At 57.3% G+C, this 22,015-nt stretch carries 25 protein-coding genes; 16 read left to right on the plus strand and 9 right to left on the minus strand.

Features of this window, described 5'->3' with window-relative positions; genetic code table 11:
* The first annotated feature begins 117 nt into the window (after nucleotides 1-117).
* The 3 genes from AC1DHT_RS11360 (at nucleotide 118) to ppnP (ending at nucleotide 3,057) form a co-directional block, all read left to right on the plus strand.
* Entirely contained in the window at nucleotides 118-2,079 is a 1,962-nt protein-coding gene (locus AC1DHT_RS11360; protein WP_477761359.1) for an acetyl/propionyl/methylcrotonyl-CoA carboxylase subunit alpha, read from the plus strand.
* Nucleotides 2,080-2,149: 70 nt separating this feature from the next.
* Entirely contained in the window at nucleotides 2,150-2,692 is a 543-nt protein-coding gene (locus AC1DHT_RS11365) for a 3'-5' exonuclease (RefSeq protein WP_427532778.1), read from the plus strand.
* An 80-nt stretch (nucleotides 2,693-2,772) separates the two neighbouring features.
* On the plus strand, nucleotides 2,773-3,057 hold the full coding sequence (gene ppnP / locus AC1DHT_RS11370) for a pyrimidine/purine nucleoside phosphorylase (protein WP_007940055.1): 285 nt from the start codon (nucleotides 2,773-2,775) through the stop codon (nucleotides 3,055-3,057).
* Between the two features lie 68 nt (nucleotides 3,058-3,125).
* Here ppnP and AC1DHT_RS11375 read toward each other — a convergent pair whose 3' ends face one another.
* Nucleotides 3,126-3,932 carry an MOSC domain-containing protein gene (locus tag AC1DHT_RS11375; protein WP_477761360.1) on the minus strand — a complete coding sequence of 269 codons (807 nt, stop codon included), beginning with the start codon at nucleotides 3,930-3,932 and terminating at the stop codon, nucleotides 3,126-3,128.
* Between the two features lie 101 nt (nucleotides 3,933-4,033).
* Nucleotides 4,034-4,969 carry a chemotaxis protein CheV gene (locus AC1DHT_RS11380; protein WP_427532782.1) on the minus strand — a complete coding sequence of 312 codons (936 nt, stop codon included), beginning with the start codon at nucleotides 4,967-4,969 and terminating at the stop codon, nucleotides 4,034-4,036.
* Between the two features lie 565 nt (nucleotides 4,970-5,534).
* On the opposite strand from AC1DHT_RS11380, the gene AC1DHT_RS11385 reads away from it, so the two are divergent.
* The 3 genes from AC1DHT_RS11385 to AC1DHT_RS11395 all read left to right on the plus strand — a co-directional run bounded on the left by AC1DHT_RS11385 (nucleotide 5,535) and on the right by AC1DHT_RS11395 (nucleotide 8,068).
* Nucleotides 5,535-6,005 (plus strand): hypothetical protein, encoded by a 471-nt coding sequence (locus tag AC1DHT_RS11385; protein ID WP_427532783.1) that lies wholly within the window; start codon nucleotides 5,535-5,537, stop codon nucleotides 6,003-6,005.
* Nucleotides 6,006-6,518: 513 nt separating this feature from the next.
* Nucleotides 6,519-7,412 carry a sensor histidine kinase gene (locus tag AC1DHT_RS11390; protein ID WP_427543654.1) on the plus strand — a complete coding sequence of 298 codons (894 nt, stop codon included), beginning with the start codon at nucleotides 6,519-6,521 and terminating at the stop codon, nucleotides 7,410-7,412.
* Nucleotides 7,409-8,068 carry a response regulator gene (locus AC1DHT_RS11395; RefSeq protein ID WP_427532785.1) on the plus strand — a complete coding sequence of 220 codons (660 nt, stop codon included), beginning with the start codon at nucleotides 7,409-7,411 and terminating at the stop codon, nucleotides 8,066-8,068. The genes AC1DHT_RS11390 and AC1DHT_RS11395 overlap by 4 nt, the downstream gene beginning before the upstream one ends.
* A 7-nt stretch (nucleotides 8,069-8,075) precedes the next feature.
* On the opposite strand, the gene yegS is transcribed toward AC1DHT_RS11395, so the two are convergent.
* The gene (gene yegS / locus AC1DHT_RS11400; protein ID WP_427532787.1) at nucleotides 8,076-8,969 is read right to left on the minus strand and encodes a lipid kinase YegS; all 894 of its coding nucleotides are present in this window, start codon (nucleotides 8,967-8,969) and stop codon (nucleotides 8,076-8,078) included.
* Nucleotides 8,970-9,289: 320 nt separating this feature from the next.
* Between yegS and AC1DHT_RS11405 the strand changes: the two genes are divergently transcribed.
* A complete protein-coding gene (locus AC1DHT_RS11405; protein ID WP_427543651.1) occupies nucleotides 9,290-9,598 on the plus strand; it encodes a hypothetical protein in 309 nt (102 codons plus the stop codon).
* Between the two features lie 76 nt (nucleotides 9,599-9,674).
* On the opposite strand, the gene AC1DHT_RS11410 is transcribed toward AC1DHT_RS11405, so the two are convergent.
* Nucleotides 9,675-10,862 (minus strand): molybdopterin molybdotransferase MoeA, encoded by a 1,188-nt coding sequence (locus AC1DHT_RS11410; protein WP_427543648.1) that lies wholly within the window; start codon nucleotides 10,860-10,862, stop codon nucleotides 9,675-9,677.
* A gap of 22 nt (nucleotides 10,863-10,884) precedes the next feature.
* Nucleotides 10,885-11,424 (minus strand): molybdenum cofactor biosynthesis protein B, encoded by a 540-nt coding sequence (gene moaB, locus AC1DHT_RS11415; protein ID WP_427543577.1) that lies wholly within the window; start codon nucleotides 11,422-11,424, stop codon nucleotides 10,885-10,887.
* Nucleotides 11,425-11,505: 81 nt separating this feature from the next.
* On the opposite strand from moaB, the gene mobA reads away from it, so the two are divergent.
* Both mobA and AC1DHT_RS11425 read left to right on the plus strand, forming a co-directional pair.
* The gene (gene mobA, locus AC1DHT_RS11420) at nucleotides 11,506-12,108 is read left to right on the plus strand and encodes a molybdenum cofactor guanylyltransferase MobA (RefSeq protein WP_427543574.1); all 603 of its coding nucleotides are present in this window, start codon (nucleotides 11,506-11,508) and stop codon (nucleotides 12,106-12,108) included.
* Nucleotides 12,109-12,184: 76 nt separating this feature from the next.
* A complete protein-coding gene (locus AC1DHT_RS11425) occupies nucleotides 12,185-12,406 on the plus strand; it encodes a YgdI/YgdR family lipoprotein (protein ID WP_145017075.1) in 222 nt (73 codons plus the stop codon).
* Between the two features lie 139 nt (nucleotides 12,407-12,545).
* Here AC1DHT_RS11425 and AC1DHT_RS11430 read toward each other — a convergent pair whose 3' ends face one another.
* From AC1DHT_RS11430 to AC1DHT_RS11440, 3 genes are all read right to left on the minus strand, one after another.
* Nucleotides 12,546-13,436, minus strand: coding sequence for a pseudouridine synthase (locus AC1DHT_RS11430; protein ID WP_427543571.1), 891 nt, complete (start codon nucleotides 13,434-13,436; stop codon nucleotides 12,546-12,548).
* Between the two features lie 71 nt (nucleotides 13,437-13,507).
* Nucleotides 13,508-13,828, minus strand: a complete 321-nt coding sequence (locus tag AC1DHT_RS11435; protein WP_427532794.1) for a transcriptional regulator — start codon at nucleotides 13,826-13,828, stop codon at nucleotides 13,508-13,510.
* Between the two features lie 122 nt (nucleotides 13,829-13,950).
* On the minus strand, nucleotides 13,951-14,187 hold the full coding sequence (locus AC1DHT_RS11440; protein ID WP_054596376.1) for a glutaredoxin family protein: 237 nt from the start codon (nucleotides 14,185-14,187) through the stop codon (nucleotides 13,951-13,953).
* Nucleotides 14,188-14,391: 204 nt separating this feature from the next.
* Here AC1DHT_RS11440 and AC1DHT_RS11445 point away from each other — a divergent pair, with 204 nt between their 5' ends.
* Nucleotides 14,392-16,347, plus strand: coding sequence for a monovalent cation:proton antiporter-2 (CPA2) family protein (locus AC1DHT_RS11445; protein ID WP_427543569.1), 1,956 nt, complete (start codon nucleotides 14,392-14,394; stop codon nucleotides 16,345-16,347).
* A gap of 73 nt (nucleotides 16,348-16,420) precedes the next feature.
* Here AC1DHT_RS11445 and AC1DHT_RS11450 read toward each other — a convergent pair whose 3' ends face one another.
* A complete protein-coding gene (locus AC1DHT_RS11450) occupies nucleotides 16,421-17,629 on the minus strand; it encodes an ammonium transporter (RefSeq protein WP_427543566.1) in 1,209 nt (402 codons plus the stop codon).
* Between the two features lie 369 nt (nucleotides 17,630-17,998).
* Here AC1DHT_RS11450 and AC1DHT_RS11455 point away from each other — a divergent pair, with 369 nt between their 5' ends.
* The 6 genes from AC1DHT_RS11455 (at nucleotide 17,999) to AC1DHT_RS11480 (ending at nucleotide 22,014) form a co-directional block, all read left to right on the plus strand.
* Nucleotides 17,999-18,313 (plus strand): ElaB/YgaM/YqjD family protein, encoded by a 315-nt coding sequence (locus AC1DHT_RS11455; RefSeq protein ID WP_054596373.1) that lies wholly within the window; start codon nucleotides 17,999-18,001, stop codon nucleotides 18,311-18,313.
* A gap of 1 nt (nucleotide 18,314) precedes the next feature.
* Nucleotides 18,315-18,704 carry a phage holin family protein gene (locus AC1DHT_RS11460; RefSeq protein WP_427543562.1) on the plus strand — a complete coding sequence of 130 codons (390 nt, stop codon included), beginning with the start codon at nucleotides 18,315-18,317 and terminating at the stop codon, nucleotides 18,702-18,704.
* Nucleotides 18,701-19,045, plus strand: a complete 345-nt coding sequence (locus tag AC1DHT_RS11465; RefSeq protein WP_427543559.1) for a hypothetical protein — start codon at nucleotides 18,701-18,703, stop codon at nucleotides 19,043-19,045. The genes AC1DHT_RS11460 and AC1DHT_RS11465 overlap by 4 nt, the downstream gene beginning before the upstream one ends.
* Before the next feature lie 40 nt (nucleotides 19,046-19,085).
* On the plus strand, nucleotides 19,086-20,417 hold the full coding sequence (locus AC1DHT_RS11470) for a deoxyguanosinetriphosphate triphosphohydrolase (RefSeq protein WP_145017057.1): 1,332 nt from the start codon (nucleotides 19,086-19,088) through the stop codon (nucleotides 20,415-20,417).
* 271 nt (nucleotides 20,418-20,688) lie between these two features.
* Entirely contained in the window at nucleotides 20,689-21,084 is a 396-nt protein-coding gene (locus tag AC1DHT_RS11475) for a response regulator (RefSeq protein ID WP_427543556.1), read from the plus strand.
* Nucleotides 21,085-21,387: 303 nt separating this feature from the next.
* Entirely contained in the window at nucleotides 21,388-22,014 is a 627-nt protein-coding gene (locus tag AC1DHT_RS11480; protein ID WP_019692902.1) for a response regulator transcription factor, read from the plus strand.
* Nucleotide 22,015: the final 1 nt, after the last annotated feature.

Raw genomic sequence — 22,015 nt, forward strand, 5'->3', positions numbered from 1 at the left:
TCCCACATTGGATCTGGGGTGTTTGCACTATCTCATACACACCGAAGATCAACTGTGGGAGCGAGCCTGCTCGCGATGAGGCCCTCAAAAACACTGCACAACACAAAGGATCACCCCATGCCCACCCTGCGCAAAATCCTCATCGCCAACCGCGGTGAAATCGCCTGTCGCATCCAGCGCACCGCTCAAGCGCTGGGTTATCGCACAGTGGCGGTGTTCAGCGATGCCGACGCCGATGCCCTGCATGTGCGCATGGCCGATGAAGCGGTCAACATCGGCCCCGCTGCTGTTGCCCAGTCCTACCTGAACAGTGCGGCAATCATCGACGCTGCATTGCGCAGCGGCGCGGACGCGATCCATCCCGGCTACGGCTTCCTCTCGGAAAACGCTGAATTCGCCACGGCATGCGCCCAGGCCGGCATCACCTTTATCGGTCCGGATCCTGCGGCCATCGAACTGATGGGCAGCAAACGCCTGTCGAAAATCGCCATGCTCGCCGCTGGCGTACCGTGCATCGGCGGTTACCAAGGAGCGGAGCAGGATGACACCACCCTCAGCCGCGAAGCCGAACGCATCGGCTATCCGCTGATGATCAAGGCCAGCGCCGGCGGCGGTGGGCGCGGCATGCGTCTGGTGCACAGTGCGGATGAATTGCTTGCGCAGATCCGCACCGCACGCTCCGAAGCCCTGCACGCGTTTGGCAGCGACGAGTTGATTCTCGAACAAGCGCTGATCGAACCGCGCCATGTCGAGATTCAGCTATTCGGCGACCAGCACGGCAACCTGATCTACCTCGGCGAGCGCGACTGCTCGATCCAGCGTCGCCATCAGAAAGTCATCGAAGAAGCGCCGTGCCCGGTAATGACAGCCGAACTGCGCCAGGCCATGGGCGACGCTGCGCTGAAGGCCGGGCGCGCAGTGAATTACGTCGGCGCCGGCACCGTGGAGTTCTTGCTCGATGCGCGGGGCCAGTTTTACTTTCTGGAGATGAACACCCGTTTGCAGGTCGAGCACCCGGTGACCGAGATGATTACCGGCCTGGACCTGGTGGCCTGGCAACTGGATGTTGCGGCCGGGTTACCACTGGCGCTGCGCCAGGAACAGGTCGAACTCAAGGGCCACGCGATGGAGGTGCGTCTTTACGCCGAAGATCCGGCGCAGGATTTCCTGCCCCAGACCGGGCGCATTATGCGTTGGGAACCGGCCCTCGCGGACGGGGTGCGCATTGACCACGGCTTGCTTGAAGATCAGCAGGTCAGCCCGTTTTACGACCCGCTGCTTGGCAAAATCATCGCTTACGGCGCCACCCGCGAGGAGGCTCGGCGCAAGTTACTGCGGGCAGTCCAGGACAGTGCCTTGCTGGGTTTGCAGACCAATCAGCGTCTGCTCGCTGGTTTGCTGGAGCATCCACAGTTCATCGCCGGGGACTTCAATACCGGGTTCATCGCGCAACACTTCGCCGATCACCCAAGCCTTCACTCGCACGCGCCCACGACCGAAGAGCTGGCTATCGCCACGATGCTGTTCTATCAGCAGTCCGCTGGCGCCCATCCGCCAGGACTCGCCGGCTGGTGCAACAGCGCCAACGCACCGTTGCAGCAACGAATCGGTCTCAACGACGGTCGCTGGTCAACCGAAGTGAGCGTCCTGCCCGACAGGCAATTATGTATTCAAGTGGCCGGGGAAACGCTGCAACTGAAACGACTCGATATCAACGCCCGCTCGGCCAACCTGGAAATCAACGGCATTCGCCGCCGCTACGCCTATCAACTGGCCGCCGGACAACTGTGGTTGTTCACTCGCCCCGGCAGCTTGCTGCTGCAAGACCAGACATTGGCGCCCGTCAGCAGCCAAGTCGACACCCGCACCGGTACGCTGAAAGCCCCGATGGATGGAGCGATTGTCGACRTACTGGTCAGTGAAGGTTCATCGGTGAGCAAGGGGCAATTGTTGCTGGTGCTGGAAGCGATGAAAATGGAACACCCGCTCAAGGCCGGTATCGACGGTGTGATCAAACGGCTGCAGGTCAGCCCCGGCGATCAGGTAAAAAATCGTCAGATTTTGTTGGAGGTTGAATAAGCCGCTAGGCGGATCCATCGCATTTGGCTACGCTCAGCCTCATCAGGACGCGGACACCAGGAAACCTGCGATGCCTCATTGGCTGGTAATTGATCTCGAAGCGACCACCGATGACGGTGGCTGGCCGGTAACCGAGATGGAAATCATCGAAATCGGCGCCACCCTGGTCAATCGCGCAGGCCGCGAACTGGACTACTTCCAGCGCTTCGTTCGGCCCCTGCGACGACCGCTGCTGACCCCTTTCTGTCGCGAACTGACCCACATCACCCAAGCCAATATCGACGCTGCCCAGCCACTGACCGAGGTCTGGCCGCTGTTCGAGCGCTGGCTCGGCCAGCATCACACGCGCCTTGAAGGCTGGGCCAGCTGGGGCGATTACGACCGACAGCAACTGCTTCAGGAATGGCAACGCCTGCAACTCGACAGCGCCCTGAGCCGAGTCCCCCACATGAACCTGAAGCAGCGCTTTGCCAAGGCCCGCCGACTGGAGCGGCCGCTGGGGCTCAATGGCGCCCTGCAATTGGCGGGTATGCAATTTACCGGTCAACAGCACCGGGCGCTGGAAGATGCACGTAATACTGCGCGGTTGTTACCGCTGATTCTTCCGGTCTGATCCTTGAGGGCAACAGGTGACGGACGAAAAGGCCTTGTGCATACTGGCCGGCCTTTTTAGCCCATTTCGAGGAATCGCCCATGTTTAAAGTCAACGAGTACTTCGACGGCACCGTCAAGTCGATTGCCTTCGGCACCGCTGAAGGTCCGGCCACCATTGGCGTCATGGCACCGGGCGAATACGAATTCGGCACCAGCCAGCGTGAGATCATGCACGTGGTTTCCGGGGCCCTGACCGTAAAACTGCCTGACAGCAGCGACTGGGAAACCTTCGCCGCCGGCAGCCAGTTCAACGTACCGGCCAACAGCAAGTTCCAGCTGAAAGTCGCCGTCGACACCGCTTACCTGTGCGAATACCGCGGCTAAGCGTTTCACCGCGATAAAAAATGCCCGTGTCGAAAGACACGGGCATTTTTCATTCCGGCATTACAGCGTTATTCGAGAATCTCTACCGGCATGCCGACTTCGAGCCGGCCGTTGCCGTCGTTGACCAGGTTCTGGCCAAACATCGCGCTATCCTCTCGCGCACGGTATTTCTGCAGCGTCGCCAGGGGTTCACGGTCGTCGCTGCGCTCACCGGTCTGCGGGTCGATGGTGGTGAGGATGCAGCGCGCGCACGACTTGACCACGCGAAACTCGACATCGCCAATGCGAACGCGCTTCCAGCCATCCTCGGCAAATGCCTCGCTGCCCTCGATCACCAGGTTCGGTCGAAAACGCAGCATCTCCAGTGGACGGCCGACCCGTTGCGACAGGTCCTCAAGCGAGGCCTGACCAATCAACAACAGCGGAAAACCGTCGGCAAAGGCGACTTTATCGTCATCCTTGCCATAGCCGGCCTGAGTGGTACGGGCCAGCGCCTCGGGCACTTGCACCAATCGGGTAGGTTTGCCAATGAATTCACTGACCCAGGCACCGGCGGCATCCCCCGCATCAGGAACCCGCAAGGTATCGCGCCAGATGGTCACGCCACGCTGTTCAGCGTCGCTGGCAGGCAAGGCAATATCGATCGACGAGTGACCGGGCGCACTGAGCGTCAGGCCACCGGAGGTATTCCACAACGCCGACAATTGGCTCATACGCGATTCGGCGCTTTGCGTCAGGAAACGTCCGCTGGCCTCGTCTACCAGCATCCAGCGCCGATCCCCCTCCAGCCCCAGTTTATCCAGGCTGACCTGTTGCAGGACTTCGCCTTTGCCGGACTTGAGTGGATAACGGTAAAGCGCGCTCAGACGCAGCATGGCCAGCTCCCTGGTGGGCAAAAACGCCACGATATACGAGCAGGCTGACGAATCAAAGAAGCACATTGCGGGCAGACACCCTGCCTGCCCGCGATGCTCCGTCAGGCCGGGACTGCGTCGAGCATCAGGCGCTGGCGCACCACGTCGACCAGTTTGTCTGGCTGGAATTTCGAAAGGAAGTTGTCACAACCGACCTTCTTCACCATCGAATCGTTGAAGCTGCCGGACAGCGAGGTATGCAGGACGACGTACAGGCCGCGCAAGCGTGGATCGTTGCGAATCTCGGTGGTCAGGCGGTAACCGTCCATCTCGGGCATTTCCGCGTCGGTGAAGATCATCAGCAATTTGTCGGTCATGGCCACACCCGTATCAGCCCAGGCCTTGAGCATGTTCAGTGCCTTCAGACCGTCTCTGGCGATGTGCATTTTCACCCCGAGCTGACCCAGGGTATCGCGCAACTGGGACAGGGCCACGTTGGAGTCGTCCACCAGCAGCACTTCACGACCGCGGGCACGCTCCAGCACCGGGTCTTCGAGCTTGTCACGCGAAACCTTGGCGTTGTATGGCACGATCTCGGCGAGTACTTTTTCGACGTCGATGATCTCCACCAGTTGGTCATCGACCTTGCTGATGGCCGTCAGGTAATGCTGGCGGCCGGCACTGGTTGGCGGCGGCAGAATGGCTTCCCAGTTCATGTTGACGATGCGATCGACGCCACCGACCAGGAAGGCCTGCACCGAGCGGTTGTACTCGGTCACGATGATGGTGCTGTTGGGCCCCGGCACCAGCGGCCGCATACCGATGGCCTGGGACAGGTCGATCACCGGCAACGTCTGGCCACGCAGATTGACTACACCACAGACAAACGGGTGACGCTGCGGCATCAAGGTCAGTTTTGGCAATTGCAGGACTTCCTGCACCTTGAAGACGTTGATTGCAAACAACTGCCGACCGGCCAGGCGAAACATGAGAATTTCCAGGCGATTCTCACCCACCAGCTGCGTGCGTTGATCTACTGTGTCGAGAATGCTGGCCATTGATGACTCCTGGGCTTTTCTGATGAATTCACTAAAGAAAGTTATCGGCGGATCTCATGCAATCTTGACCCGCAAACAAAATGCCACGCAAAGGAATTGATGTCACATTAACATCATGCTCTACTGAAGCGGCTATTTCATCCACTGCACAACCTGCGCGCGACCCCTCTTTGCGTGTCAAGTTCCGTGGCATAAGGGAATCCCCTAGCCGCAATCGGGATCAGCCTGATATTCGCGATATCCAATAGCCATTAATGTGACGCCATTCTCACTGCATGAATGGAGTCAGGCTTTTGTCTGTGATCGAAGTACCGTTGCCGAGCTCCTTTTTCAGCCCGCCGGGTTACGCCGCTCATGCCTCACGGCCAATGAGTTCGGTCTCTCGTTACGCTGTCAATCAGGCTCGCTCCATCGGGGTATTCGCGTCGAACACAAGCAGACCGTTCATCGTCAGCAGCAAAAAATCAGAACTGCCCTACAGATTCCAGTCATGGTCCGGCAGTACCTTACGTCCGTTCGCCATACGGCTGATTGCATCACCTGACTTGATGTCGTGGAGAAAAGCATGCTGAACGATCGTAAAAACTGGAATCAGCGACTGCCCGAATTCCTGATCGAGGCAGAAACCCTGCTGGCCAAATCCGAGGAATGCCTGAGCCACCTGCAACTGATCAACAATGATCAGGACGCCATCGACTGCATGCTGAACACACTGTTCACCCTGGCCAACCGGGCCGATGCATTGGCACTGCGGGCGGTATCCGAGTTCTCGATGTGCATTCACGCCTTGCTCAACGGTGCACGCAATCAAATCGATCTGAACGACCAGGCACTGTGTGCCTTGAAAGAGTGCTTCACATTGATGGCCTGGCAACTTGAACTGGTCGACGTGACTACCGGCCAACTCAGCCTCGATGACGCCGAACAGATATCGTTGATCGAAGCCTTCGCAATGGAAATTGGCCGTGCCCCGACGCGCCTGGCATTACCCTCCAAGCCATTCGCATGCGCCCCACTTTCGGCAAGACATGCCTGAGTTGCATCAAGTTATGTGCCGGGCCGTTTGATTATCTTCGGCATTTCCATCAACAACCTTCGCATTGCAATTGAATATTTCGTCTCTTTTAACGACAGAATCAAGTTAATCACCCAACTATTACTTATCGTCTTCCGCCCCCTGAACTACCGGTCCAGAGCGCTGCGAACTGTTCAGCAACGTAATAAGTCACGCTGGATGCTCAGTGACTGCGCATGCCCGCTAATGTGGAGCATACGTCCAGCAACGACAAATTCCTGACCCTCAGGACATATATAGCAAACGCGACCAACGGTATGTTAGGTGGTATTATGCCGCCCAATTAGTTGGCTCCAGGTTATGGCACTCTGACTTCAGGCGGGTCTATCCCGCGAAGAGTGCAACACTCGATTTTGACAATCAGACTGCGCTAACTTGAAGCCCACCATTCAATCACCAGCGTTATCCACACAGAGACCCGTCAGGCATCATGACCGGTCTGCCCGCAGCGAACATTCATTGGCTCCATCCGCTATGTACGCCAGCCTCAAGTCAGTCGCCTCTTGGCCACCCTCCCGAAAAAGCGTTCGCCGGCTCACTCTGCTGCTGTGCCTGTGTTCGGCGTTCGGCAGCCTGCTGGTTTACTGCCTGTCCAGCCAATTTCCAGCCGCACTGCTGATACTGAACCTTGCGGCAGCCACCAGCGTCTGCGTGCAGCATTGCAATTCGCGTAAATCGATCAGGTTCCAGCCTCAGGAACTGGCCGACCGCTTGCTGGAAGTACAGGAGAACGAGCGCCATCGGCTCAGCCGTGAACTCCACGACGATATCGGCCAATTGCTGACGGCGGCAAAGCTGCAAAGTGAATGGCTCAAGCGACGTCAGCCCGAAGAACTGCAAAGCCATTGCACCCTGCTGTGCGACACGCTGGAAGAAACCCTGACCAAAGTTCGCGATGTCTCGGCCATTCTCAATCCAAGACAACTCACCAGCCTTGGCCTTGAAGCCAGTTTGCGTGCGCATCTGCTCAAGACGCTGGCCAATACTGCCGTGAACTGGAGCCTTGAATGCCAGCAGCGCCTGACCGGTATTCCGGAAGAAATGGCGGTGGCGGCGTTTCGGATTTCTCAGGAAGCCGTCACCAATATGCTGCGCCATGCACAAGCCAAGAACCTGCTGATTCGCCTGCAACGTCTGCCCCAAGGACTGGCGCTGTTTATCAGCGATGACGGGCAGGGCTTTTCTCCCGCCACCCATCCTGGCCGTGAAGGGCAACGTGGAATGGCCGGCATGTCGGAGCGGGTCGAACAACTGGGCGGCACCCTGAGCGTCATCAGCGAGCCCGGCAAAGGCACGCAGATCGAAGCACTTTTCCCCTGGGCACCCCGTGCGCTCGAACGAGCCAGTACGAATAAGGTTCAACATTGACTTGTAACTTGCTTCTGGTGGATGACCACTCGCTGATCAGAGCCGGCGTACGTGCACTGGTTCTGGATATTCCCGGTTACGCCGTCATTGGTGAAGCCAATGATGGTGCACAGCTGCTCGAAATGGTCGAGAAGCTGAACCCCGACATCATCCTGCTGGATATATCCATGAAGGAAACCGGCGGGCTTGAGGCTCTGCAAAAACTCAAGGCCATACGCCCACAAAGCAAAGTGCTGATCCTGTCGATGCACACCGACCCGACACTGATCATGCAAGCCCTGGAGTCAGGCGCTCACGGCTATCTGCTCAAGGACACCACCGCCACGGAGCTGGAACACGCGCTTGAAGCCTTGCGCAACAATGAACGCTACCTGAGCCCGGCCATCGCTCATACCGTGATCAACCAGGCGCTGGTGCGTGCCCAGAACAGCCAGCCAGAACCCGTCGACACACATAACCTGACAGCTCGTCAGCTAGAGATTCTGCGCTTGATCGTGCGTGGCAAATCCACTCGCGAGATTGCCAATGGTTTGGGCCTGAGCATCAAAACGGTGGAAACCCACCGCTCTCAGATCATGAAGCGCTTGCAGATCTTCGATGTCGCGGGCCTGGTACTGTTTGCCGTGCGCGAGCAAATCATCAGTCTCGACGACTAGACCAGATTCAACGCCCCAGTAACGCCGATCCCTCGGGCAGATGTACGCGCAACGCGCCTGGACGCGTAGAAAAGCGCAAGCTGTCGCCTTGCAGGGGCTCGCCATCCAGATTGATGTACAGCCCCTCCGAAACCTTGATCTCAACCCACGGCAAGCGCACACGCACGAACATATTGTCGATGCCCCAACCATCAGCCAATAGATCACGCAGGGTTGCGACCACCTCCTGCGGTGCCGGCAGAATGCTGATATCCAACAAGCCATCATCGACCAACGCCTGCGGGCACAGTACATGTCCGCCCCCCGCTTGCCGACCATTACCAATCCCCAGCGCCAGAAGGTCGCCATGCCAGTGAAAGCCGGGGCCTTGCAATTCCCCATAGGCGGCATGCAATTCGTTGAACCGCGTCAAACCGGTGAACAGGTACGCCGCACTGCCGAGAATTTTCTTCAGGTCTTCGGAGGTATTCGCTGTCACCTGACTGCCGAATCCGCCGGTGGCCATATTGAGAAATACCTGCCCTCCCACTTCGCCCAGGTCGATGGCCCGTGCAGGCACTTCCAACAGATCCAATGCCTCTCCCGGGATCAATGACACCCCGGCGGCACGGGCAAAATCATTGGCCGTGCCCAAGGGCAGAAGCACCAGACTGGCATCGTTCGGATTCAACGCCAGCGCCTCGGCGATGTCGCGCAACGTGCCGTCGCCGCCACCGGCAATCAACTGTGTATAACCGGCAGCCAGCGCTTCATCGACCAGGCGTTGCGCATCGCCAGCCTCCCAGGTCAGTCGCACAGCCAACTCCCAGCCTTGCTGACGCTTGCTCTCGACCGCTGACCGGACCTCAGCGTTGAGTGCCTGGTTGCCATGCAAAATCAACAGCGCCTTGCGCTCATTCATCGTCATCACTCCCGTTGATCGAAGACCTCTGGGGAATGTTGACCCCACAAGCACCCGATAAAGCCGGAAAGATTTGAATTAATTCAGCTCGCGCCCTCTCAAGGCAGGCTCAGGCGTTAGCGCAACCCCGGCCATTGACGTGTTTTCAGAAGAGTCCTACATGCCGACTTTTTTCTTACAAGTCATGATGAATATGCCCAATTGACGGTCATTTGGTATTGGTACACCTTGTGACTGCAGTTATCAGGCAACGGCAAAAAACACACAAGGATGTGCACGCAATATGACCAGGGTCTATCAGGCAGGGAGCCATGCACTTTATGCAAAGCCATGACTTCCGATTTCCAGCCAACCGGGGTGCGCCTCCAAACACCGGCCACACCGCTCACCCGACTGAATGCAATTGCACTATCAACACACCTGGAGGGAGCGACATGGAACCGCGCGTTGTAGAGCTGGAGACCCACCTCAAGTACATCCGCAGAGATATGGAAGAGGTCCGAAACGACGTCAAATCCATCAAGCACAGGCTTGCCTACTCGGCAGGCGCTGCGGCGGTGATCATCAGCCTGCTCGGCTGGATCGCAAACAGCCGCTTCGATCAACTCGTGACGCTGCTTAACGCGTAATCTGCACCACGAAACGCCAGGCCCGACGTGATTCATACCGGGCCTGGCGCTGACCAGCGCTGTCATACGTAAAGGCCTAGCCCAGCACTTCACTCAGCGGGATGAAGTTCACCCAATCACCTTCAACCAAGGTGCGCTCCTCCAGCACTTCAACCAGGCCTTCAGCCCAGGCTGCACTGCGCAAAACACCCGAGCTCTGATTCTTGTAGATAATTGCCCGCCCCTGCTCCAGACGACCGCGCAGGTATTCCCGGCGATTACCGGCCTTGGACCAGACGAATCCTGCCGGAACCTGAAACTGCAAAGGCCGAACCTCTGTCACGCCTTGACGACGTAACAGATAAGGGCGTGCCAACAGGGCAAAGGTCACCAGTGTCGACGCAGGATTGCCAGGCAGCCCAATCACCGGCACGCCTCGAAAATGCCCGAACGTCAGTGGTTTCCCTGGCTTGATGGCCAACTTCCACAATGCCAGTTCGCCTTCTTCGCGCAGCGCAATACCCAGGAAATCCGCCTCGCCTACCGATACACCGCCCGTAGAAAGGATCAGGTCGACATCACCCAGTTCGGCGAGCCGATCACGAGTGGCCTGCAAATCGTCGGGCAGAATCCCCGCATCGATCACTTCGCAGCCTAAACGCTGCAACCAGCTGCACAGCAATACCCGATTGCTGTTATAGATCTGACCCGGGCCGAGGGCTTGCCCGGGCTCGACCAACTCGTCCCCGGTGGACAGCACCGCAACCCGTACCTTGCGCACGACTTCAAGCTCTGCACACCCCAGTGAGGCCGCCAAACCTTGTTCGATGGGACCCAGGCGCGTACCGGCGGTCAATACCTGTTCACCCACCGTGGTTTCCTGACCTTGCGGGCGAATGTTTTGCCCTGCGCGCATCGGCTCGGTAAAACGTATCCGTTGGTCCGCCTGGACCTCGGCGTTTTCCTGCATTTCAACGCAGTCTGCACCCACTGGCACCGGGGCACCGGTGAAGATCCGTGCACACGTACCGGGCGCCAATGGCTCCGGAGCTTGCCCGGCAAAGACCTTCTGGCTGACCACCAGCGGCTCGCCAGTCCAATCGGCCAGGCGCAAGGCATAACCATCCATGGCGCTGTTGGGCCATGGCGGCAGATCAAGGGTCGATACCAGGTCCTCGGCAAGAACACGGCCCTGGGTCGCGGCCAACGGCAATCGTTCGCGCTCAAGGATTGGCGACGCCTCAGCCATTTCCAGCAAGCGTGCCAACGCCACTTCGACGGGCATCAAGCTGCCGGTCTTGCCCGGCTTACCCACGGGATTCACAGGGTACCGCCTGTTTCAAGTGAGCGACAAAGTTGCACGGACGATGCCGCGAATCCAGTTGCTCCGCGAGAATCCCGTCCCAACCGGTTCGCACCGCATTGGTAGAACCCGGCAGACAGCAGACCAGCGTGCCATTGGCCAACCCTGCCAACGCGCGCGATTGCACCGTCGAGGTGCCAATGTCCGCAACCGAGATCTGCCGAAACAACTCACCAAATCCGTCGACCTGCTTATCCAGCAGGCAACTGACCGCTTCCGGTGTACTGTCACGACCGGTAAAACCCGTACCGCCCGTAATCAGCACCACTTGCACGACATCGTCAGCGATCCAGGTCGCGACTTGCGCACGAATTTTGTAGAGGTCATCTTTAAGCAGAATACGTGCGGCCAGGTTATGCCCGGCGGCACTGAGGCGGTCAACGAAGACCTGTCCCGAGGTATCGGTTTCCAGCGTGCGAGTATCACTGACAGTCAGCACCGCAATGTTCAGCGGAGCGAAAGGTACATCAGCCTTGGCTTTCATAGGCTCGTCCAGTTGTAGGAGAAACAGCCCGGTGTTATATCACAGCGCCTCATTTTTTCAGCGCACCGATGGAGATGCTGCATGACCTCGAACTTCCAGTTGCCGCCCTGCTCCATCCTGCTTCTGGCGGGAGGACGCGGCCAGCGCATGGGCGGTCAGGACAAGGGGCTACTGGTGTGGCAAGGCCTGCCGTTGATTGCACATCTGCACCATCAGACTCGCGGTTTAAGTGATGACCTGATCATTTCCTGCAACCGCAACCTGGAAAAGTACGCGCTTTATGCCGACCAGTTAGTGCATGACGACAATAGCGACTTTCCGGGACCATTGGCTGGTATACGCGCCGGGTTGGCGGCCGCACGACATCCCCATCTGATGGTACTGCCTTGCGACGTGCCGCGCATTGACGCCGAACTGCTCACGGCCATGCGAGAAGCCGCCTGCCAACAGCCGGACAAACCCTTGATGCTACGCCAGGGCGATCATTGGGAACCGTTGCTGTGCATTATCCCTGTAGCGCTGGCAGGCGAGTTTGAAAACGCCTGGAACGAGGGTGAACGCAGCCCCGGACGCATCATGCGCAACCTGGGTGCCATCGCACTGCAATGCCCCGAAAACGATCGACGCCTGGCCAACCTGAATACACCTGAACTGTTAAGCCTGCACAGCAACGTGCCAGAATGAGGTCAACCAAGGAACTTGCGCGCCAGGCATACGTCTCAGCCCAGTACTCAAAAGAATTCATATTCGGAGAAATCACATGACTCATCGGACCCTCGCCACTCTCATGCTCGCACTGGGCCTCGCTACCCTCGCCGGTTGCTCATCGCCCGCGGTGATCACCTTGAATGACGGTCGCGAGATCCAGTCGGTCGACACACCACAATTTGATTCCAAATCGGGTTTTTACGAATTCGAGCAACTGGATGGCAAGCACACCCGCATCAACAAAGATCAGATTCGTACCGTTAAAGACCTGTAAGCCTCACGGCGACAGCCAGGTACATAAAAAGCCCGCCAATGTGCGGGCTTTGTCATCTCTGGCAAAAGCAGACCTCGCTCAGCCCAAGCCACTTACTGAGTGCCGCGCTTGAGCTGCGCAGTCACYACCGTAGGGGGAATCACCACTGCAAGGTGATTTCGCTCTCGAAGCTTCGCTCAAGCCCGGTCACCGGATCGATAAAACGCAAGCCTTTGGCCAACAGTTTCAACGGATTGGCGTAATCATCTTCAACATCTTTCAATGCGTCGGGATAAAACGGGTCATTGCAGATACTCGCCCCCAACGCCGTCATGTGGACCCTTAACTGGTGCTTTTTGCCAGTCACCGGATACAACGCATAACGCCAGAGATCGGCATTTTTCTCCATGACTTCAATGGCCGTCTCGGTATTGCTCGCGCCGGGCCCCTCTTGCATCCGAAAGAAGGGTTCGCCATCGACCAGGCGGCTCTTGTGCACCAGCGGAAACGACAACCCCGGCAAGGCGCGGGCAATTGCCTCGTAGCGTTTTTCGATCTGTCGAGTTGGAAACAACGCCTGATAGGCCGAACGACTCTGGGGGTTGGCCGAAAACAGCACCAACCCAGCCGTGTGTCGGTCTATGCGGTGCAACGGCACCAGGTGCGGGTTATCCAGGCGACGGATCAAACGCCGCAGCAGCGTCTGCTCGACGTACTCGCCTGCTGGGGTAACCGGCAGAAAGTGTGGTTTGTCCGCGACCACCAGATGCTCGTCGGCATACAGAATCGTCTCGAGCACCGGGATTGTCTTTTCGTCGGGGACTTCCCGAAAATAGTGAATCCGCAGCCCTTCCCTGTAAGGAAGATCAACGGTAATCGCATGACCCTGGCCATCCAGCACGCGGCCACGGGCAATCCTGTCCAGCCATTGTTCGCGACCAATGGCGCTGAAGTGTTCGCACAGACAATCGAGAACGGTCAACCAGGCGCCTGGCGGCAGGTACAGCGTGCTGGCCTGATTCTGTGCCGCGGAAAAAGATGAGGTGGACATACGAAAGCTCTGGCCCTAATGCAGGGGGGCATTATCCAACAAGGACCCGAACGATGTCGCCCTCATGATTATCATGCGGTCAGCGACACTCGCTGAGCCGCCGCGTCGGTATATTCCTTCAGCCAGCGCAATACATCGACAGCCTCCCAACGGCCGGGATCATAAAGCGCATACAACAACCCTTGATAACCCACGACATCCAGTTGGCGGTGGTAACCCGCACGCTGAAACAAGGCTTCGATTTCCGCGAAGCACGTGTTGAAGTGCAATTTGTTGAATGGCGTTTTCCCTTCCGTAACCAGGCCATCCAGGCGCAACTCCAGCACTGCCTCTTGGACCACATCAGCCGACATGCGATTCACGCTGGCTTTCAATTGTTCGACATTGACCATGCACTTCCCTCTGACGCGAATAACTGTATGCACATACAGTAAACGAATACTCGGGGTTACGCCAACGCATTACCTGAGGAGCGCGACAGGCGGAACGGCCGTCGCTGAAAACAAGAAGGGGTTTAGCGCAGGAATGCCACGACCTGTTCAGCGTCGAAGGGCCAGCCCAGCTCAGCCCCTGTATCAACACGACGCAGTACCGGAATGCGTAAACCGTAGGCTTCAAACAGCGCTTCACTGTCGGCAATGTCGACCAGTTCCACCAGCAACCCATGCTCGACCAGCGGCATCAGCTCTGCTTCTGCGAGTTCACAGAGATGGCAACCAAGGGTGCTGAACAACTGGCATTCAGGAGTCATGACAAACAGACCAACGAGGATTGGGTGACTATTCTAGGCCCGGGATGAAAAGTCGTCGAGCAACGCCCTCCGTGACGACAGCCAATTTTAGCTATCTGGTATAACCCTGATGCAAATCATTCGGCGTCGGCTCCAACTGCGCAATGCTCGCGGCTTTTTTTGCCTCTACGCTGGGTACGTCCCGACACCGAAACGGAGCATGTCGTGTTTGCCAATTTGTTGATCATCCTCGCCTCGTCATTAGTGGTGATTGCACTGTTTCGGCGTCTTCAACTGCCTCCCGTGCTGGGCTACCTGTGCGTCGGACTGCTGGTTGGGCCCGGCGCATTCGGCTGGGTGAATGACAACCAGGATCTACCAGACCTTGCCGAGTTGGGCGTGGTCTTTCTGCTGTTCTCCCTGGGGCTGGAGTTTTCCCTGTCGAAAATGCTTGCGCTGCGGCGCGTGGTATTTGGTCTCGGCAGCCTGCAAGTGCTGTGCTCGGGGGTGCTGCTGGGCGGTTTGCTGATGTTACTCGGCATGCCCGCCGCCCCGGCCATGCTGCTCGGCGCCGGTCTGGCGCTATCGTCCACGGCAATTGTCAGCAAAGAGCTGAGCAGCCTCGGCGAGATCTTCAGCCATCACGGCCAGAACGCGATTGGCGTGCTGTTGTTTCAGGATGTCGTTGCGGTGCTGTTGCTGACGCTGGTCCCGGTGTTCGCCGGCAGCAGCGATCAAAGCTGGTACTGGGCGCTGCCGATCACGCTGGGTAAAACCCTGCTGTTGTTTGTCGGTCTGTTGCTGACCAGTCGCTGGTTACTGCCACGACTGTTCCACGAAGTCGCCACCTCGCGCTCCGCCGAGCTGTTCGTCCTGCTGGCCCTGGTCATCGTCTTGCTGACTGCCTGGCTGACTCATCTGCTCGGGCTCTCCCCCGCCCTCGGTGCCTTCCTTGCCGGCATGTTGCTGGGCGAGAGCCATTACCGACATCAGATCGAAGCCGATATTCGCCCGTTCCGCGACATTCTGCTCGGGCTGTTTTTCGTCAGTATCGGCATGCTGATCGATCTGCAGCTGTTCGCCAGCCATGGCCTGTTGATTCTCGGCCTGACATTGGGGTTACTGCTGATCAAGGGCAGCCTGGTCGCAGCCTTGGTCAAATGGCGCGGCAGCGACGGCGAAACTGCCTGGCGCAGCGGCCTGGCATTGGCGCAAGGCGGTGAATTCTGCTTCGCGCTGATGGCACAGATGCAACAGAACAAACTGATACCGGCCGAACTCAGCGGTCTGTTACTGGCCGCAACATTCTGCTCGATGCTGCTGACACCACTGTTGCTGCGCGCAGCACCGGGCATTGCCGCACGCTTGCATCGCAAACCCGATAAGGAAGCGCGACTCGATCAGATCGCTGCATTGAACGCCGAACTGCACGGGCATGTAGTGATTTGCGGCTACGGTCGGGTGGGTCAGTCCATAGGGCGTTTTCTGCGTCGCGAAGGACAGCCTTTCGTTGCGCTGGACGATGACCCGGTTCGTGTTCATCAAGCCGCAGCGGGTGAAAGCTGCGTGCACTATGGCGATTCCCGTCGCATGGAATTGCTGGGTGCCGTAGGTCTTGAACGCGCACGACTGTTGGTGATCGCGGTGGACAAAACCGATATAGCCATGACCGTACTCAAGGCAGCACGGCAGGTAAACGCTCAGGTCCCGATACTGGTTCGAACCCGTGACGACAGTCAGTTGGCCGAACTGAAGGCGGCCGGAGCCAATGAGGTTGTCCCGGAACTGTTGGAATCGAGTCTGATGCTTGCTTCCCACGCGTTGCTCATGCTGGGTTTGCCCCATCCGCAGGTCCAGGAGCGTGTCGACGAAGTGCGACATGGGCGCTATCGCCTGCTGCACGGCTTCTATCACGGAGCGCAAAGCAACCTGTTGGACAGTCGTGGGCAGCCGAAAGTATTGATGTATGCCGTCAACCTGACAATGGATGCCCATGCATGCGGCCGGCCCTTGAATGAGCTGGCACTTGAAGCATTGGGGGTGGATGTTCAAGCCATTCAGCGCAATGGCGCTGATTTGATAGTTGAGGGCGCCACCTGCTTGCTGGCGGGCGATCGGGTGTTGATGTCGGGCACCTTGTCTGCCATCGAGGCCTGTGAAGCTCGGCTGTTGGCGGGATAATGAGGTGTGGTCGGGTTCCTCGCGCAGAACCGGAAAATTTCCTGCGCGTGCCCGACCAATTGGCTGAAGGCAATCAATCCTGGCTGACTGCACCAATCTTGTGGATCGACAGATCCGCCCCGTAATACTCCTCTTCCTGGCTCAGCCGCAGCCCATGCAACAGCTTGATCGTGCCATACACCGCAAAGCCTCCGATCAGTGCCACGGCTACCCCGAGTGCAGTGCCGATCAACTGGCTGATCAGGCTGACGCCACCGAGCCCGCCCAAGGCGCTCTGACCGAAAATCCCGCAGGCAACCCCACCCCAAACGCCACAAAGACCATGCAGCGGCCAGACGCCAAGCACATCGTCGATCTTCCATTGGCTTTGCGCCGCGATGAAACACCAGACAAACAAGGCCCCGGCAATGGCTCCGGTCACCAGTGCGCCAACCGGATGCATCAGGTCGGAACCGGCACAAATTGCCACCAGCCCGGCCAGTGGACCGTTGTGCAGGAACCCCGGATCGTTACGACCGACAATCAATGCGGCTACCGTGCCACCGACCATCGCCATCAACGAGTTGACCGCCACCAGACCGCTGACGCCTTGCAGGGTTTGCGCGCTCATCACGTTAAAGCCGAACCAGCCGACGATGAGAATCCACGAACCCAATGCCAGAAACGGAATGCTCGACGGCGCAAACGCCACCAGGCGTCCGTCGCGATACCGACCATTGCGCGGACCGAGCAGCAATACCGCCGCCAATGCCAGCCAACCTCCCATGGCATGCACTACCACGGAGCCGGCAAAATCATGGAAGCTGGCACCAAAGCGAGCCAACAACCAGGCTTGCAGGCCGAAGTTTCCGTTCCAGACCACACCTTCAAAAAACGGATAAATGAACGCCACGATCAACGCCGTCGCACACAGCTGCGGAACGAATCGGGCACGCTCGGCAATCCCCCCGGAAATGATGGCCGGAATGGCGGCAGCAAAGGTCAGCAGGAAGAAAAACTTCACCAGCCCATAGCCGTGATCAGCGCTGATTACCGCGGCCGGTTGCAAGAAAGTGACACCGTAGGAAATCCAGTAGCCTATAAAGAAGTAAGCCAGCGTTGAAATGGCAAAGTCACTGAGGATCTTCGATAACGCGTTGACCTGGTTTTTTTGCCGAACCGTGCCGACTTCCAGAAATGCGAAACCGGCGTGCATGGCCAGAACCATGACAGCGCCGATCAGAATGAACAGTGTATTGGAGCTATGGACCAGGCTGTCCACAGCACTTTGCAAATTTTCCATGGAGTTGGCAGACCTTAAAGTCGCAAAAGCACCAAAGCGGTTCGCCGAGACAATTTACGCACCAAGTTGATACCAGGCTTGGCATCCATCCTTATTCCGGCGAACCGTTTTGGCGCAAAAAACTCATTGAGGTCGATCGTTGCTCGGGTGTTTGCGCGAGTTTCTATTATTTAGGTTAAGGTTTTCGCGAAGCACGCCCAGTTTCAGTACAACAGCACTGGCTGACGCACCACGACATAGCAAAAGCTGTACCAGGCATTAGGGGGGTCTCAACGCGGTGGGGGAATCTATTTGAGAACAGCCCCTGGCACTGAACCTTCGAACAAGGCTCATACTCGAACATTTCACACACCAATAATGGAGATCATCATGGCCAGAAAAACGGAAAAGACTGCTCAAGAAATCCTGAGGGAAGATTTTCAGACATTGGTCAGCGACACCGAACGGTTGCTGGAACACACTGCGACACTGGCCGGTGATCAAGCCGATGAGTTGCGTAGCCAGATTCACGAAAGCCTGCAGCGGGCTCGCGAAACCCTGAAACTGACCGAAGATTCCTTGCGCCAACGCGGCCAGGAAGCTGTCACCGCCACCGAAGACTATGTTCAGGCCAACCCTTGGCAAGCGGTTGGCATCGCGGCCGGCGTAGGCTTTTTGATTGGCCTGCTGACGACGCGGCGCTGATATGGCTATCGGTGAATCCGGCTCGTCCGAAACAGGTACGGGGTCTTCATCGCGACGCTTGGGTGCCGCTTTTCTCGGGTTGCTGCACAGCCATGTCGAGTTGTTCGGCATCGAATTGCAGGAGCAAAAAGCCCGCACCGTAAGCCTGTTGCTGTTCGCAGGGCTGGCACTGGTTTTCGCTTTACTGCTGTTGATCGGGCTTTCGGCGCTGGTGTTGATTCTGCTGTGGGACACTTATCGCCTGGCGGGGATCATCGGCCTGTGCGTTTTCTATGCGCTCGCGGCACTCTTTTGTGGCATGCGCTTGAAAGCGGCGCTCTTTGATGAAACATCGCCTTTCAACGCCACCCTTCAAGAGCTGGCGAACGACAGGGAGCGCCTGCTGCCATGAACCTGCCTGAAATCCCCAAAAACAGTTCCCGACAAGAGATGCGCAAGGCATTGATACGCTTGCGCATGGAAATGCATCGCCAGGAAATTCGCCACGAGTCCCGGCAGATGTTGGAACCCTTGCACCGCGTACGAGGGATGACGCAAAGTTTTCAGGAGGGTCTGGGCATCAAGCACGCGCCACTCTGGGGCATTGCCGCCGTAACCTTGCTGGGCTTCCTCACCGCCAAGGGCGCCAAGGGCGGTGCCATCAGCAGCATCACTCGGTTAGTCCAGCTCGGCACCAGCCTGTTGCCGCTGATCAAGCTGGTGCTGCAAGGCTCCTCGCGCAAACACCCGTAGACCAACAGACCCCAATCAGTCACCTGACGGAGAACCTGCCTTGGATTGGCATACCCTGCTTAATCGTGAACGCCTCGGAAAACCGCTACACAGCCCGGAAGAGCTCGGTCGCAGCCCTTTCCATAAAGACCACGACCGGGTCATTTTCTCCGGAGCCTTCCGCCGTCTCGGGCGCAAGACCCAGGTCCACCCGGTATCCAGTAATGACCATATCCACACGCGCCTGACCCACTCACTGGAAGTCAGTTGCGTGGGGCGCTCATTGGGCATGCGCGTCGGTGAAACCATCCGCAGCGCCCTGCCCGACTGGTGCGAGCCTAGCGATCTGGGCATGGTGGTGCAGTCAGCGTGCCTGGCCCACGACATTGGCAACCCGCCCTTTGGCCACTCGGGTGAAGACGCCATCCGCTACTGGTTCCAACAGGCCGCGGGCAAAGGCTGGCTGGACGCCATGAGCGAAGTCGAACGCAACGATTTCCTCAACTTCGAAGGCAATGCCCAAGGCTTCCGGGTTCTGACCCAGCTGGAATACCACCAGTTTGACGGCGGTACACGGCTGACTTACGCAACGCTGGGCACTTATCTGAAATACCCGTGGACCGCGCGCCATGCCGATTCACTGGGTTACAAAAAACACAAGTTCGGTTGCTATCAGAGCGAACTCCCCCTGCTGGAGCAGATCGCCCAGAAACTCGGCCTGCCTCAACTCGAGGAACAGCGCTGGGCCCGACATCCTCTGGTCTACCTGATGGAAGCCGCCGACGACATCTGCTACGCCTTGATCGACCTTGAAGATGGCCTGGAGATGGAGCTTCTGGAGTACGCCGAGGTGGAGTCCCTGTTGCTCGGCCTGGTCGGTGATGATCTTCCGGAAACCTACCGTCAACTCGGCCCTGATGACTCGCGTCGCCGCAAACTGGCGATTCTTCGCGGTAAAGCCATCGAGCACCTGACCAACGCTGCGGCACGGGCATTCGTCGAGCAACAGGACGCGCTATTGGCCGGCACCCTTCACGGCGATCTGGTGGAACACATGCATGGGCCCGCCAAGCGTTGCGTACTGAATGCCAAGGACATGGCGCGTAAAAAAATCTTTCAGGACAAGCGCAAAACCCTGCATGAAATCGGCGCTTACACCACGCTGGAAATTCTGTTGAATGGCTTTTGTGGGGCGGCACTGGAACAGCACGGCGGTCGTACGGCTTCATTCAAGAATCGTCGCATACTCGATCTGCTGGGTAATAATGCACCCGACCCGCACGGTCCTTTGCATAACTCGTTTTTACGCATGATCGACTTCATCGCCGGAATGACCGACAGCTATGCCAGCGAAATGGCACTGGAAATGACCGGACGCTCCAGTCACCACTAAAAATAGATCGATCAGTCGCCCCGAAATATTCCGTGACGGCTGATCATCCCCCAACATTTTGTAGTACCGGGAGAATCTCCCTACATCTTATATAGAGCAAACTGATCGTTTGCTCTATATACACACAAAATAATCACTCTATCCTGAACAGCAGGATTGGGGGCCCTACAACCGATAGAACTCCAGCAACGGCAAACAAGACAGTACTGACTAAACCAACAAAATTGTTTCTGACACCCACCGCAGTTCGGCCACCCTCATGGAAAGCTATATGTTCAACTACGATTTGCGCATCATGCTGGTGGAGGACCATCCTTTTCAGCTGAAAGCCACCCAATACCTGCTTGAAAGTTACGGCTTTACTCAGGTCACCGCCGTAGATAATGCCGAAAATGCATTACAAACGATGATACAAGTACAGCGCCCCTACGAAATACTACTGTGCGATCAATGCCTGCCAGACCTCTCCGGCCTTGATTTGATCGGTATTGCCAACCACCAGGGCCTGATACGAAAGGCAATCATCCTGAGCAGCCTTGACCCAACCGAACTGGACACCTTGGAAAAAAATGCACACGAGCAACGACTGCCATTACTTGGTTACTTGGCAAAGCCACTGAAACAATCTGAATTTATAAACTTGTTGACCCTTCCCGACCCTTTATAAATAAACACCATTAATATCCCCTCAGACACCTCACGACAAACAAAAAAACCTCGGCACCATTACGCATCGGAAAACAGTGATTTGGCGTGTATTGTAAAAACACATATCGACCCTGAATAAACGCACCTACATGACTGGCTAATATTCTCGTCCTTCCTCACAAACCTAGTTCATGCGTAGTCTGCTGCCTCTTTTAATGTAGGACATGTCCTATATTGCACCTATAGCCTCGTCAGTTCATGCGTCAACGCACTTATCTGAGCTAAGGTGCTCGCTTTATTTGCGCACGTATGGGACATGATTATGAACTCGGTTTTTATTGTTGACGATCACCCCGTCATTCGCCTTGCGGTTCGTATGTTGCTGGAACATGAAGGTTACAAAGTAGTCGGTGAAGCCGACAACGGCGTCGATGCGATGCAGATGGTTCGCGAATGCATGCCCGACCTGATCATTCTTGACATCAGCATTCCCAAACTCGACGGACTGGAAGTTCTCTCCCGCTTCAATGCAATGAGCACCCCACTGAAAACACTGGTGTTGACGGCCCAGAGCCCAACACTGTTCGCCATCCGCTGCATGCAGTCCGGGGCCTCTGGTTATGTCTGCAAGCAAGAGGATCTCAGCGAACTGCTCAGTGCCATCAAAGCCGTGCTGTCTGGTTACAACTACTTCCCCAGCCAGGCCTTGAACCCGGTTCGCGGGGATGAAGCACTCTGCGCTGAACTGGACTTGTTCAAGTCCGTCAACGATCGCGAACTGATGGTCCTGCAACTGTTCGCCCAGGGTCGTACCAACAAGGAAATCGCCAAGGGCATGTTCCTCAGCAACAAGACCGTCAGCACCTACAAAAAAAGACTCATGCAAAAACTCAAGGCCAAATCCCTGGTAGAACTTATCGAGATGGCAAAACGTAACGCGCTAGTGTGAG

This window comes from Pseudomonas sp. 05N432 (assembly GCF_056396945.1).